Source organism: Pseudomonas sp. P1_C12 (genome assembly GCF_056406435.1).
In genome coordinates, this window is record NZ_JBFUAE010000006.1 from 262513 (window position 1) to 275425 (window position 12913).

A 12913-nucleotide genomic window follows, 5' to 3' on the forward strand; every position below is an offset into this window, starting at 1 on the left:
AGGCTTTGAGATTTATCTGCGACAAATAAAAAACGGGAAGCCCCATGGCTTCCCGTTTTTCGTATCACGACGCGATTCAGATCACCTGAACGATGGCATCCGTAACGGCCTTGATGTTGCTCTGGTTCAGCGCGGCCACGCAGATGCGGCCGGTGTCCAGGGCGTAGATGCCGAACTCGTTGCGCAAGCGGTGAACCTGCTCAACGCTCAAGCCGGAGTACGAGAACATGCCGCACTGACGACCGACGAAGCTGAAATCGCGCTGAGGCGCTTTTTGTGCCAGCAGATCGACCATCTGGGTGCGCATGCCACGAATGCGCAGGCGCATCTCGGCCAGTTCGGCTTCCCACTGGGCGCGCAGTTCCGGGCTGTTCAGCACCGCAGCGACGACGCTGGCACCGTGGGTCGGTGGGTTGGAGTAGTTGGTGCGGATCACGCGTTTGACTTGCGACAGCACGCGCGCGCTTTCTTCTTTCGATTCGCTGACGATCGACAGGGCACCCACGCGCTCACCGTACAGCGAGAACGACTTGGAGAACGAGCTGGAGGCGAAGAAGGTCAGGCCCGACTCGGCGAACAGACGCACGGCAGCGGCGTCTTCGTCGATGCCATCGCCGAAACCTTGATACGCCATGTCGAGGAATGGCACGTGGCCTTTGGCTTTAACGACTTCCAGGACGTTTTTCCAGTCGGCCGGGCTCAGGTCCACGCCAGTCGGGTTGTGGCAGCAGGCGTGCAGCACAATGATCGAGCCGTTTGGCAGCGCGTTCAGGTCTTCCAGCATGCCGGTACGATTCACGTCGTGGGTCGCGGCGTCGTAGTAACGGTAGTTCTGTACCGGGAAGCCGGCGGTTTCGAACAGCGCGCGGTGGTTTTCCCAGCTCGGATCGCTGATTGCCACAACGGCGTTCGGCAGCAGTTGCTTGAGGAAGTCGGCACCGATTTTCAGTGCGCCAGTACCGCCGACGGCCTGGGTGGTGATTACGCGGCCAGCGGCGATCAGCGGCGAGTCATTGCCGAACAGCAATTTCTGCACGGCCTGGTCGTAGGCAGCGATGCCGTCGATTGGCAGGTAGCCACGGGAAACGTGTTGAGCGGCGCGAATGGTTTCGGCTTCGACAACGGCGCGCAGGAGTGGAATTCGCCCCTCCTCGTTGCAGTAAACACCGACCCCCAGGTTGACCTTGTTGGTACGGGTATCGGCGTTGAATGCTTCGTTGAGGCCCAGGATTGGATCGCGTGGTGCCATTTCGACAGCGGAGAACAGGCTCATTATTGCGGCGGCTCTGAATGGAGAGTGGAGGGACGTGTCGCGCTCCAGCCGAATGCACTAGAGCGGTGCACAAACGGGGAGCTAGTATAGAGGCCATCGGCGATTGCTGGCGACAGGCGATTCGGCTTTTCGGTTAAGTTTTTCCGATTATTTTTCGACCGTTAGTCGAATGGTGTCAGCAAAGGTTTTGCGCGATGTAGGACGTTTGCCTTGAAAGCGCTGGCAATCGGCTCCACATTGAGCACAATCCAGTTTTTTCTCGGGCGACATCGGTCGTTTGCGGTCTTTCTCGTTCGTGCCGGTTTTGCCGGCAAGAGTGATCCAGAGGTATTTCATGTCTGAATTCCAGCTAGTCACCCGTTTCGAGCCCGCCGGCGATCAGCCGGAAGCCATCCGCCTGATGGTCGAGGGTATCGAGGCCGGGCTGGCGCACCAGACGCTGCTCGGTGTGACCGGCTCGGGCAAGACCTTCAGCATCGCCAATGTGATCGCCCAGGTGCAGCGCCCAACTCTGGTGCTGGCGCCGAACAAGACCCTGGCGGCGCAGTTGTACGGTGAGTTCAAGGCGTTCTTCCCGAACAATGCGGTGGAGTATTTCGTTTCCTACTACGACTACTACCAGCCCGAAGCCTATGTGCCGTCGTCGGACACCTTCATCGAGAAAGACGCCTCGATCAACGACCACATCGAACAGATGCGTTTGTCGGCGACCAAGGCATTGCTTGAGCGCAAGGACGCGATCATCGTCACCACGGTGTCCTGCATCTACGGCCTGGGCAGCCCGGAAACCTATTTGAAAATGGTGTTGCACGTGGATCGCGGCGACCGGCTCGATCAGCGTGAATTGCTGCGACGCCTGGCGGACCTGCAATACACCCGCAACGACATGGACTTTGCCCGCGCGACCTTCCGCGTGCGTGGCGATGTGATCGATATCCACCCGGCGGAATCCGATTTCGAGGCGATCCGCATCGAGCTGTTCGACGATGAAGTGGAAAGCCTGTCGGCGTTCGATCCGCTGACCGGCGAAGTCATTCGCAAACTGCCGCGTTTCACCTTCTACCCGAAGAGCCACTACGTGACGCCACGGGAAACCCTGATGGGCGCGGTCGAAGGGATCAAGGTCGAGTTGCAGGAGCGCCTGGAATACTTGCGCTCCAACAACAAACTGGTGGAAGCCCAGCGCCTGGAGCAGCGCACCCGTTTCGACCTGGAGATGATTCTCGAACTGGGTTACTGCAACGGCATCGAAAACTACTCGCGCTATCTGTCCGGTCGTGAAGCCGGCGCGGCGCCACCAACCCTTTACGATTACCTGCCGGCCGATGCCTTGCTGGTGATCGACGAGTCCCACGTCAGCGTTCCGCAGGTTGGCGCCATGTACAAGGGCGACCGCTCGCGCAAGGAAACCCTGGTCGAATACGGTTTCCGCCTGCCTTCGGCCCTGGACAACCGGCCGATGCGTTTCGATGAGTGGGAAAGCATCAGCCCACAGACGATTTTCGTTTCGGCGACCCCGGGCAACTACGAAGCAGAACACGCCGGGCGCGTCATTGACATGGTGGTGCGTCCGACCGGGCTGGTGGACCCGCAAATCGAGATCCGCCCGGCACTGACCCAGGTCGATGACTTGCTCTCGGAAATCTCCAAGCGTGTCGCTGTCGAGGAGCGGGTGCTGGTCACCACGCTGACCAAGCGCATGGCCGAAGACTTGACCGACTATCTGGCCGACCACGGCGTGCGCGTGCGTTATCTGCACTCGGACATCGACACCGTGGAGCGGGTCGAGATCATCCGCGACCTGCGCCTTGGCACCTTCGATGTGCTGGTGGGGATCAACCTGCTGCGCGAAGGCCTGGACATGCCGGAAGTCTCATTGGTGGCGATTCTCGATGCCGACAAGGAGGGTTTCCTGCGGTCCGAGCGCTCGCTGATCCAGACCATCGGCCGCGCGGCACGCAACCTCAATGGCCGGGCGATTTTGTATGCCGACCGGATTACCGGTTCCATGGAGCGGGCAATCGGTGAAACCGAACGTCGTCGCGACAAGCAAATTGCGTTCAACTTGGCCAATGGCATCACGCCAAAAGGCGTGTTCAAGGACGTTGCCGACATCATGGAAGGCGCCACCGTACCCGGTTCGCGCAGCAAGAAGCGCAAAGGCATGGCCAAGGCCGCCGAAGAGAACGCCAAATACGAAGCGGAATTGCGCTCGCCGGGCGAGATTGCCAAGCGTATCAAGGCCCTGGAAGAGAAGATGTATGCGTTGGCGCGTGATCTGGAGTTTGAAGCAGCGGCGCAGATGCGCGATGAGATTGGCAAGTTACGCGAGCGGTTGCTGACGGTTTGAGAATAGCGCTGACTGTGCGGGCCTCTTCGCTGGCAAGCCAGCTCCTACAGGGAATGTGTGGACACAAAAAATGACGGTGTGTACGCGTTTTTGTAGGAGCTGGCTTGCCAGCGAAGACGGCCGAAAGCGCACTGCAAGTTTCAAAAACGCCTTCGCCGGCAAGCCGGCTCCTACAGCCAGATGGCATCCCACAGTGAGTAGTCATGCACCCGTTTGACCAACCCTGCGCGTAATGGATTGGCAACGATGTAGCGGGCTACCGCCTGCAAATCTTCTTCGCGACGAATCGCTCGGTCATGGAAACCTTTCTGCCACAGCTGCCCCTTGCGTGCCAGACAGGCATTCACTGCTCTCGCACTGCGGGACTTGGTGGCGAGCATCAACCCTGGCAACGTGCTGTTCCTGAGTTCGAGCAACCAGTGAAAGTGGTCGGGCATCACTACCCAGGCAAGGGAGTTGGCCCGTTCGTCTATCTGGGCCTGACGAAATTGATCCACCACCAAACGCCCCACACGCCAGTCACTGAAGAGCGGTTCACGCAGATGGGTGACTGTGGTGAGCAGGTAGATCTGCCCGGATTGAGAGTGGCGCCCTGTGCGCAGGTGGCTGGCGTGTAGACGAGTGAGCAATCCGTTGCCCTCCTTTATCGATCGGAAAGGGTAAGGCTAGTGCGCAGATGAATTTACGTCGTACAGGTTTGGGGCCGGATGTGACAGGACTACCGCCTTCGCCGGCCAGCCGGCTCCTACGGGGAATGTGTGGACACAAAAAATGACGGTGTGTACGCGTTTTTGTAGGAGCTGGCTTGCCAGCGAAGACGGCCGAAAGCGCACTACAAGTTTCAAAAACGCCTTCGCCGGCAAGCCGGCTCCTACAGGGCTCTCGGGTGCACGCAAAACCGTAGGAGCGGGCTTGCCCGCGAAGGCGTCCTGACAATCGCCGCAGAACCTGGTCAGTGCGCCTCACCAGCCTTCAACCCCGTCGGCAACTTCCTGGTCAGCAACACCGCCAGCATGCTGATCCCCAGCGCAATCCCGACAAAATGAAACGCATCGTTATAGGCCATGATCGACGCCTGTTGATGCGCGATCTCGCTGAGTTTGCCCAGTGCGGCCGTTTCGCTGCCCAGCCGGTCGGTCAGCGAGGCAACGCGCTCGGCCACCTGTGGATTGCTCGGCACGATGGACTCACGCAGGTAGTCAAAGTAAACCTTGGTCCGCGCATCCAGCAGCGTGGCGAGCAGGGCGATGCCGATGGCGCCGCCGAGGTTGCGCAGGATGTTGAACAGACTCGAGGCCGATCCCGCATCCTGGGGCAGGATGTAGGCGGTCGCGATCAGCGAGATGGTGACCATGATCAGCGGCTGGCCCAGGGCGCGGATGATCTGGATCTGATTGAACTGTGGCCCGGCAAAGTCAGGGTTCAGCACGCCCGAAGAGAAACTCGCCAACCCGAATAGCCCGAAGCCCAGCGTGCACAGCCATTTTGGCGAGACGAACTTCATCAGCTTGGGCACCAGTGGAATCAGAAACAGCTGCGGTACGCCCATCCACATGATCACTTCACCGATCTGCAGGGCGTTGTAGTTCTGGATCTGCGCCAGGTACAGCGGCAGCAGGTAGATCGAGCCGTACAACCCGACCCCCATTCCGACGCTGGAAATACTGGATAGCCCGAAGTTGCGGTTGCCGAGGATGCCGAGATTGATCAGCGGATTGGGTTTGGAAAACTGCACGATCACAAAGGTGATCAGGCTGACCAGCGCGATGCTGCCCAGGGTCACGATCAGGTTCGACTCCAGCCAGTCCTTGCGATGGCCTTCCTCCAGAAAAACCTGCAAACAACCAAGCCCGACGCCGAGAGTGAGAATGCCGGCGTAGTCGGTGCTTTTCAGCAACTCCCAGTGCGCTTCTTTCTTCTCCAGGCCGTACATCAGGCCGGCGATCATGATCAGGCCGGGCGGGACGTTGATGTAGAAGATGTATTCCCAGCCCCAGTTTTCCGTCAGCCAGCCGCCGAGGGTCGGGCCGATGGAGGGGGCGAAGGTGGCGGTCATGGCGAACATGGCCATGCCCTTGGCGCGGTGGTGTTCCGGGAGTTTGATCAGGGTCAGGGTGAATGCCAGCGGGATCAGCGCGCCGCCGGTAAAGCCCTGCAAGGCGCGAAACATGATCATGCTTTCCAGGCTCCAGGCCATGGAGCAGAGCAGGGAGGCCGCTAGAAACCCGAGGGACACCCACACGGCAAGCCGTCGCGCCGACAGCAACTGCACGAGCCAGGCGGTGAGCGGGATCATGATGATTTCCGCCACCAGGTACGAGGTGGAAATCCACGAACCTTCTTCCAGGGTCGCCGACAGCGCGCCCTGAATATCCTTGAGCGAGGAGTTGGTGATCTGGATGTCCAGCACCGCCATGAACGCACCGAGCATCACGCTCATCACCGCAATCCAGTCCCGCCGGGTCGGTTCGCCGATCGGGCGGATCAGTTGATCACCGGCCATTGTCAGCGGCGTCTTTGCTGCTCACTTTGGTGGTGACATCTTCAGGCGCGTCCTTGATGTTCACCTTGGCGGTCACTGACATGCCCGGACGAATCTTGCCGCGCAACGGGTTGTCCGCGGCGAAGGTCAGTTTTACCGGAATCCGTTGTACGACCTTGGTGAAGTTGCCCGTGGCATTGTCCGGCGGCAACAGGCTGAACTGCGCACCCGAGGCGGCGAACAGGCTGTCGACCCGGGCTTCGATAGGGGTGTCGCTGTAGGCGTCGAAGGTCAGTTCGGCTTTCTGGCCGGGCTGCATGTGGCCGATCTGGGTTTCCTTGAAATTGGCCTGAATCCAGATGTCTTCATCCGGCACGATCGATAACAGGTAAGCGCCGGCCTGCACGTATTGGCCTTCGCGGGCTGCACGCTGGCCGATCAGGCCGCTGATAGGTGCGTGGATTTCGCTGCGGGTCAGGTTCAGTTCTGCCTGGGCGAGGTCGGTCCTGGCGTTGGCGATCTGCGCGTCGAGGCGTTTGATCTCGGCGGTCAGTGCATTGACCTGCTGGCGCTGACTTTGCGCGTCGGCCTGGGCCTTGGCCACTTGCGAGCGGGCAATGTGGGATTCGGCGGAGAGGGTGGTCACCCGTTCTTCCGAGACATAACCGGGTTTGCGCAAGGTCTCGGCGCGGGTCAGGTCGATCTGCGAACGGCCCAGGCTGACCTGGCTGGACGCGACTTGCGCTTCGCTGGCGGCAATCAGGCTGGCCTGCTGGGTCAGTTTGCTCTGGGCTTGCAGGCGCTCGGCCTGGCGGGTGGCCAGGGCGGCATTGGCGCGGTCGACAGCGAGGCGGAAGTCGTCGCCTTCGAGTTTGACCAGCAACTGGCCTTTCTCGACATGCTGGTTGTCCTGCACCAGCACCTGATCGATACGCGCGCCCAATTGGCTCGACACACGGGTGATCTCGCCCTGGACATAAGCGTTGTCGGTGCTTTCATAAAAGCGCCCCTTTAAAAACCAGTGGGCAAACAGGCCCCCGGCAATCAACAGGATGATCAGCAGGAAAAAGGACAGGCGACGCTTGAGTTGGGCAGGCATGGGGAAAACTGTAGTCGAGAAATTGTAAGGGAAGTTATCAGCAGGTGAATCTGGCATACAGCCGATAAACGGTAAATGCCGTCGGCCGATATCCGCGGCATACGGGCGTTACAGCCGCAACCTTGGCTTAAATGCCCTGTTCGCTGGAGCCGGGCGGGTGTCGCCTGTTACCATTCGCGCCTTGTTTGAACTTTGCTTTTTTTCTTTTCGAGACATGCCATGACCACCGTCCGCACTCGCATCGCGCCATCGCCTACCGGGGATCCCCACGTAGGTACCGCTTACATCGCCTTGTTCAACTACTGCTTTGCCAAGCAGCACGGCGGTGAGTTCATCCTGCGGATCGAAGACACCGACCAACTGCGTTCGACCCGCGAGTCCGAACAGCAGATTTTCGACGCCTTGCGCTGGCTCGGCATCGAATGGAGCGAAGGCCCTGACGTCGGCGGCCCGCACGGTCCATACCGTCAAAGCGAGCGCGGCGATATTTATCAGAAGTATTGCCAGCAACTGGTCGACCTGGGCCATGCGTTCCCGTGCTTCTGCACCGCCGAAGAACTGGACCAGATGCGCGCCGAGCAGATGGCCCGTGGCGAAACCCCGCGCTACGACGGCCGCGCGCTGCTGCTGTCCAAGGAAGAAGTCGCCCGTCGCCTGGCCGCTGGTGAGCCCCACGTTATCCGCATGAAGGTGCCGAGCGAAGGCGTCTGCGTGGTGCCGGACATGCTGCGCGGTGACGTTGAAATCCCGTGGGACCGCATGGACATGCAAGTCCTGATGAAGACCGACGGCCTGCCGACGTACTTCCTGGCCAACGTGGTCGACGATCACCTGATGGGCATCACCCATGTCTTGCGCGGCGAAGAGTGGCTGCCATCGGCACCGAAGCTGATCCTGCTTTACGAGTACTTCGGCTGGGAACAACCGGAGCTGTGCTACATGCCGCTGCTGCGTAACCCGGACAAGAGCAAGCTGTCCAAGCGCAAGAACCCGACTTCGGTGACGTTCTACGAGCGCATGGGCTTCATGCCCGAAGCGATGCTCAACTACCTGGGCCGCATGGGCTGGTCGATGCCGGACGAGCGCGAGAAGTTCTCGTTGCAGGAAATGGTCGACAACTTCGATCTGAAGCGCGTGTCCCTCGGCGGGCCGATCTTCGACATCGAGAAACTGTCCTGGCTCAACGGTCAGTGGCTGCGTGACCTGCCGGTGGAAGAGTTCGCTGCGCGCGTGCAGAAGTGGGCGTTCAATTCCGATTACATGATGAAGATCGCACCGCACGTGCAGGGCCGCGTCGAAACCTTCAGCCAGGTGGCACCGCTGGCCGGGTTCTTCTTTGCCGGTGGCGTGAACCCCGATGCCAAGCTGTTCGAATCCAAGAAGCTGTCGGGCGATCAGGTCCGCCAGTTGATGCAGTTGATCCTGTGGAAGCTCGAAAGCCTGCGTCAGTGGGAGAAGGACAGCATCACCGCAACCATTCAGGCGGTGGTCGAATCCCTGGAGCTGAAGCTGCGTGATGCCATGCCGCTGATGTTCGCTGCGATCACCGGCCAGGCCAGTTCGGTGTCGGTGCTCGATGCGATGGAAATCCTCGGGCCGGACCTGACCCGTTTCCGTCTGCGCCAAGCGATCGACCTGCTGGGCGGTGTGTCGAAGAAAGAAAACAAAGAGTGGGAAAAGCTGTTGGGCGCTATCGCTTAAGCGCTTGCGGTCTACTGTAGGAGCTGCCGAAGGCTGCGATCTTTTGATCTTGTTTTCAAAAAGCAAAGCCAAAAGATCGCAGGCTGCGCCAGCTCCTACAGGTCTGCGTTGGTTGCAAACCTCCCGGATTTTCCGGGGGAGGGCGGTAAGTGATTGTTATGTCGGCAAAAAATTTTAAATTTTTTGAAAAATAAGTTTGACAGGCTTTCGATACGCCCTTAAGATTCGCCCCGTCCTCAGCGATGACATCAACGATGAGGGGCTATAGCTCAGCTGGGAGAGCGCTTGCATGGCATGCAAGAGGTCGACGGTTCGATCCCGTCTAGCTCCACCAATTTACACTTCAAGGTCTGGCCACACCGGCCTTGAAGCGATCAACACTCAGCGTTGATCTGTTGTATAGAAGGGTTTGCGTCCCCTTCGTCTAGTGGCCTAGGACACCGCCCTTTCACGGCGGTAACAGGGGTTCGAGTCCCCTAGGGGACGCCAGTTTTACAGAAGCGATGTTGCAAGATGTCGCTCCGCCGCGAGGCGAAAAATCCGGGGCTATAGCTCAGCTGGGAGAGCGCCTGCATGGCATGCAGGAGGTCAGCGGTTCGATCCCGCTTAGCTCCACCAATTTTACAGTTCAAGGTCTGGCCACACCGGCCTTGAATCGATCAGCTCTCAGCACTGATCAGTTGTATAGAAGGGTTTGTGTCCCCTTCGTCTAGTGGCCTAGGACACCGCCCTTTCACGGCGGTAACAGGGGTTCGAGTCCCCTAGGGGACGCCACGATTACCCGCTCTGCGGGATTTATAAGGGTCATTCAATTATTGAATGGCCCTTTTGTTTGTCTGGCGTTTGGCCAAATTCCTCCATTTTCCAAAAAACTGTTCTTCAGACCAGCGGTCACACCCATGACTTGCTAAAATTTATTATGAGAATAATATTTCAATCGTAATATTCGGAGGCAACGATGAACGATAAAAAAGCTCAAACCCGCGAACGCATCCTCAAGGCTGCCAGCGCAGCGCTGATTCAGCGCGGCCCGGCCGAGCCAAGCGTGGGCGAAGTGATGGGCGCGGCGGGCCTGACGGTCGGCGGCTTCTACGCACACTTCGAAAGCAAGGACGCGATGATGCTGGAGGCGTTCAAGCAATTGCTCGGTCACCGCCGCGACCTGATTGCCGACATGGACGCGGAGTTGACCGGCGAAGAGCGCCGCACTCTGGTGGCAGCGTTTTACCTGTCGCGCAAGCACCGTGATTCCTCCGAATCGGCGTGCCCGATCCCGGCATCGGTCGGTGAACTGGGGCGGCTGCCGGAAGCGTTTCGTATTGCATTGAATGAACACGTCGAAATGATGGTCGCGCAGTTGGCGGCCAGTCCTGAAGAAACCGAAAAAGCCCTGGCCGATATGGCCTTGATGGTGGGTGGGCTGGCTCTGGCGCGGGCGCTGGGGCCAGGAGAGTTGTCCGATCGATTACTGCGCGCCGCCAAATCGGCAGTGCGTTGACCTGAAGGCTGCGGCCTGAGGAGAATGCGATGAGCGCGTTAAAGTGGGTTCGTGGCGTTAATGGCACCTTGGGCTGGTTTGCCCCGAAACTGGTCGCTAGCAAAATGCGACTGGCCTTCATGACACCGCGGGATCTGCCGCCCCGTGACTGGGAGCTGCCGCTGCTGGCGAGGTCCGAGCGGATCACCTTGCGTTTCGGCCTTTCGGCGTTGCGTTGGGGGCAAGGCCCGGCCGTGTTGCTGATGCACGGTTGGGAAGGGCGGCCAACGCAGTTTGCCAGCCTGATCACGGCGTTGGTCGATGCCGGTTACTCCGTGGTCGCGCTGGATGGTCCGGCTCACGGCCGCTCGCCGGGCAGCGAGGCGAATGTGGTGCTCTTTGCTCGTGCCATGCTCGAAGCCGCCGCCGAACTGCCGCCACTGCAAGCGGTCATCGGCCACTCCATGGGGGGCGCCAGTGCGATGCTGGCGGTGCAGTTGGGCCTGCGTACGGAAACCCTGGTCAGCATCGCCGCCCCAGCGCGGATTCTTGGTGTGTTGCGTGGGTTCGCCCGCTACGTCGGACTGCCACCAAAAGCCCGTTCGGCGTTCATTCGCCAGGTCGAGCAAGACGTCGGCATGCGCGCCGCGACGCTGGATGTCGCACACTATCAACTCGACATGCCCGGACTGATTGTCCACGCCGAAGACGACAATCTTGTCTCTGTGAAGGAATCCCAGCTGATTCACGAAGCGTGGTTCGACAGCCGTTTGCTGCGCCTGCAAGAAGGTGGGCATCAGCGGGTGCTGGCTGACCCTCGGGTGATTGATGGCGTGTTATCACTGCTGGCCGGTCGCCGTCTGCAATCGCGCCAATCCGCTTGAGCATCCGTTACACTGCCCTGGTCGAAATTATCTGACCAGGGAGTCGGGCATGGGCTGGGATCGGGAAACGCCATTTATCATTGATCTGCAAGTGGACGCCGAGGACATTGACGGGTTGGGGCACGCGAACAACGCGGTCTACGTGACCTGGCTCGAACGCTGTGCCTGGCGCCACTCCCAACGCCTTGGCCTGGACCTGGTCGAATACCGGCGGCTGGACCGCGCGATGGCAGTGGTGCGCCACGAGATCGATTACCTGGCGGCAGCCTATGAAGGCGATGAGTTGCAATTGGCGACCTGGATTGTCGATTGGGATCAGCGCCTGAGAATGACCCGGCATTTCCAGTTGAAGCGACCCAGCGACAATTCGACCTTGCTGCGCGCGCAAACCACCTTCGTCTGTATCGAGCTGTCCAGCGGCAAGCCCAAGCGCATGCCGGTAGAGTTCATCGAGGGTTATGCTCCGGCATTGCTATCGCTCTAACCAATGTAGGCGCGAGCTCGCTCGCGAAAAACCTGAGACCGCCGCGGGGCGTCAGGCTGGTCGCGTTAACGTTGACGACCATCGCGAGCAAGCTCGCTCCTACAGGGGATCTGCGATGTTCTGCAGAGTCCTGCTGAAACCAGTAAACTGCCGCACGTTTTTCCTCGAGTGTGTTTTTCATGCAAATTGCTTTGGCGCCCATGGAGGGGTTGGTCGACGACATCCTGCGCGATGTGCTGACCCGCGTGGGTGGTATTGACTGGTGCGTGACCGAGTTCATTCGGGTCAACGACCAGCTGCTGACACCTGCCTATTTCCACAAGTTCGGCCCGGAGTTGCTCAACGGTGCCCGGACGGCCTCCGGTGTGCCGCTGCGTGTGCAACTGCTCGGTTCCGATCCTGTGTGCCTGGCAGAAAATGCCGCGCTGGCTTGCGAGCTGGGTTCTGAAGTGATCGACCTGAACTTCGGCTGCCCGGCCAAGACCGTCAACAAATCCCGTGGTGGCGCGGTGCTGCTCAAGGAACCCGAGCTGCTCAACCAGATCGTCGAATACGTCCGCCGCGCCGTTCCCGCACACATTCCGGTCACCGCCAAGATGCGCCTGGGCTTCGACAGCCCGGACGGTTCGCTGGTGTGTGCCACGGCCCTGGCCGAAGGCGGTGCGGAACATATCGTGGTGCACGCGCGGACCAAGGTTGACGGCTACAAACCGCCCGCGCACTGGGAGTGGATTCCACGGGTGCAGGACGTGGTCAAGGTGCCAGTGTTCGCCAATGGCGATATCTGGAGCGTCGAAGACTGGCGTCGCTGCCGCGAGATCAGCGGCGTGGAAGACATCATGCTCGGTCGTGGCCTGGTGTCGCGTCCGGATCTGGCCCGGCAGATCGCTGCCGCGCGGGCCGGGGAGGAGGTGGTCGAGATGACCTGGGCCGAGTTGCTGCCACTGATCCAGGACTTCTGGCTGCAAGCCAAGGCGCAGATGACGCCACGCCAGTCGCCGGGTCGCCTGAAGCAATGGCTGGCGATGCTGACCCGCAATTATCCCGAGGCGGTGGAGCTGTTCACCGTGCTGCGCCGTGAGACCGAACTGGATAACGTCTCGCGTTTGTTGGGTCTGCCGGTGGCTGAAGCGGCCTGAAACTTTTTTGTGCCTTGTCCTCTA

General features: G+C 60.0%; 11 protein-coding genes and 4 tRNA genes. 10 read left to right on the plus strand and 5 right to left on the minus strand.

The window, feature by feature from the left end; genetic code table 11:
• Positions 1-76: 76 nt before the first annotated feature.
• Complete coding sequence (locus AC1D19_RS13465; protein WP_477763500.1) at positions 77-1273, minus strand: amino acid aminotransferase; 1197 nt, start codon at positions 1271-1273, stop codon at positions 77-79.
• Between the two features lie 147 nt (positions 1274-1420).
• Complete coding sequence (locus tag AC1D19_RS13470; protein WP_477763501.1) at positions 1421-1609, minus strand: hypothetical protein; 189 nt, start codon at positions 1607-1609, stop codon at positions 1421-1423.
• Here AC1D19_RS13470 and uvrB point away from each other — a divergent pair.
• Positions 1608-3623 (plus strand): excinuclease ABC subunit UvrB, encoded by a 2016-nt coding sequence (gene uvrB, locus AC1D19_RS13475; RefSeq protein ID WP_477763502.1) that lies wholly within the window; start codon positions 1608-1610, stop codon positions 3621-3623. The genes AC1D19_RS13470 and uvrB overlap by 2 nt on opposite strands.
• A gap of 170 nt (positions 3624-3793) precedes the next feature.
• Here uvrB and AC1D19_RS13480 read toward each other — a convergent pair whose 3' ends face one another.
• The 3 genes from AC1D19_RS13480 to AC1D19_RS13490 all read right to left on the minus strand — a co-directional run bounded on the left by AC1D19_RS13480 (position 3794) and on the right by AC1D19_RS13490 (position 7204).
• Positions 3794-4252 carry an REP-associated tyrosine transposase gene (locus AC1D19_RS13480; protein ID WP_477763503.1) on the minus strand — a complete coding sequence of 153 codons (459 nt, stop codon included), beginning with the start codon at positions 4250-4252 and terminating at the stop codon, positions 3794-3796.
• 323 nt (positions 4253-4575) lie between these two features.
• Positions 4576-6126 (minus strand): MDR family MFS transporter, encoded by a 1551-nt coding sequence (locus AC1D19_RS13485; RefSeq protein WP_477763504.1) that lies wholly within the window; start codon positions 6124-6126, stop codon positions 4576-4578.
• Positions 6116-7204: an HlyD family secretion protein gene (locus AC1D19_RS13490; protein ID WP_477763505.1), complete on the minus strand. Its 1089-nt coding sequence runs from the start codon at positions 7202-7204 to the stop codon at positions 6116-6118. Before AC1D19_RS13490 ends, AC1D19_RS13485 begins: the two co-directional genes overlap by 11 nt.
• Before the next feature lie 219 nt (positions 7205-7423).
• On the opposite strand from AC1D19_RS13490, the gene gltX reads away from it, so the two are divergent.
• The 9 genes from gltX (at position 7424) to AC1D19_RS13535 (ending at position 12889) form a co-directional block, all read left to right on the plus strand.
• Entirely contained in the window at positions 7424-8905 is a 1482-nt protein-coding gene (gltX, locus tag AC1D19_RS13495) for a glutamate--tRNA ligase (protein WP_477763506.1), read from the plus strand.
• Positions 8906-9163: 258 nt separating this feature from the next.
• Positions 9164-9239: transfer RNA gene (locus AC1D19_RS13500), tRNA-Ala, on the plus strand.
• 79 nt (positions 9240-9318) lie between these two features.
• Positions 9319-9394, plus strand: a tRNA-Glu gene (locus tag AC1D19_RS13505).
• 53 nt (positions 9395-9447) lie between these two features.
• Positions 9448-9523, plus strand: a tRNA-Ala gene (locus tag AC1D19_RS13510).
• An 80-nt stretch (positions 9524-9603) separates the two neighbouring features.
• A tRNA-Glu gene (locus tag AC1D19_RS13515) sits at positions 9604-9679 on the plus strand.
• A gap of 184 nt (positions 9680-9863) precedes the next feature.
• Positions 9864-10403 (plus strand): TetR/AcrR family transcriptional regulator, encoded by a 540-nt coding sequence (locus AC1D19_RS13520; RefSeq protein WP_477755760.1) that lies wholly within the window; start codon positions 9864-9866, stop codon positions 10401-10403.
• Positions 10404-10432: 29 nt separating this feature from the next.
• A complete protein-coding gene (locus AC1D19_RS13525; RefSeq protein ID WP_477755761.1) occupies positions 10433-11266 on the plus strand; it encodes an alpha/beta fold hydrolase in 834 nt (277 codons plus the stop codon).
• 49 nt (positions 11267-11315) lie between these two features.
• The gene (locus tag AC1D19_RS13530) at positions 11316-11750 is read left to right on the plus strand and encodes an acyl-CoA thioesterase (RefSeq protein ID WP_477755762.1); all 435 of its coding nucleotides are present in this window, start codon (positions 11316-11318) and stop codon (positions 11748-11750) included.
• A 179-nt stretch (positions 11751-11929) separates the two neighbouring features.
• Positions 11930-12889, plus strand: a complete 960-nt coding sequence (locus AC1D19_RS13535) for a tRNA dihydrouridine synthase (RefSeq protein ID WP_477763507.1) — start codon at positions 11930-11932, stop codon at positions 12887-12889.
• The last annotated feature ends 24 nt before the right edge of the window (positions 12890-12913 follow it).

Bases quoted from the DNA above. Each gene is read 5' to 3' on its own strand.
- uvrB (WP_477763502.1), top strand. From the start codon at position 1,608: ATGTCTGAATTCCAGCTAGTCACCCGTTTCGAGCCCGCCGGCGATCAG.
- AC1D19_RS13465 (WP_477763500.1), bottom strand. From the start codon at position 1,273: ATGAGCCTGTTCTCCGCTGTCGAAATGGCACCACGCGATCCAATCCTG.
- AC1D19_RS13520 (WP_477755760.1), top strand. From the start codon at position 9,864: ATGAACGATAAAAAAGCTCAAACCCGCGAACGCATCCTCAAGGCTGCC.
- AC1D19_RS13530 (WP_477755762.1), top strand. From the start codon at position 11,316: ATGGGCTGGGATCGGGAAACGCCATTTATCATTGATCTGCAAGTGGAC.
- AC1D19_RS13535 (WP_477763507.1), top strand. From the start codon at position 11,930: ATGCAAATTGCTTTGGCGCCCATGGAGGGGTTGGTCGACGACATCCTG.
- AC1D19_RS13470 (WP_477763501.1), bottom strand. From the start codon at position 1,609: ATGAAATACCTCTGGATCACTCTTGCCGGCAAAACCGGCACGAACGAG.
- AC1D19_RS13485 (WP_477763504.1), bottom strand. From the start codon at position 6,126: ATGGCCGGTGATCAACTGATCCGCCCGATCGGCGAACCGACCCGGCGG.
- AC1D19_RS13490 (WP_477763505.1), bottom strand. From the start codon at position 7,204: ATGCCTGCCCAACTCAAGCGTCGCCTGTCCTTTTTCCTGCTGATCATC.
- gltX (WP_477763506.1), top strand. From the start codon at position 7,424: ATGACCACCGTCCGCACTCGCATCGCGCCATCGCCTACCGGGGATCCC.
- AC1D19_RS13525 (WP_477755761.1), top strand. From the start codon at position 10,433: ATGAGCGCGTTAAAGTGGGTTCGTGGCGTTAATGGCACCTTGGGCTGG.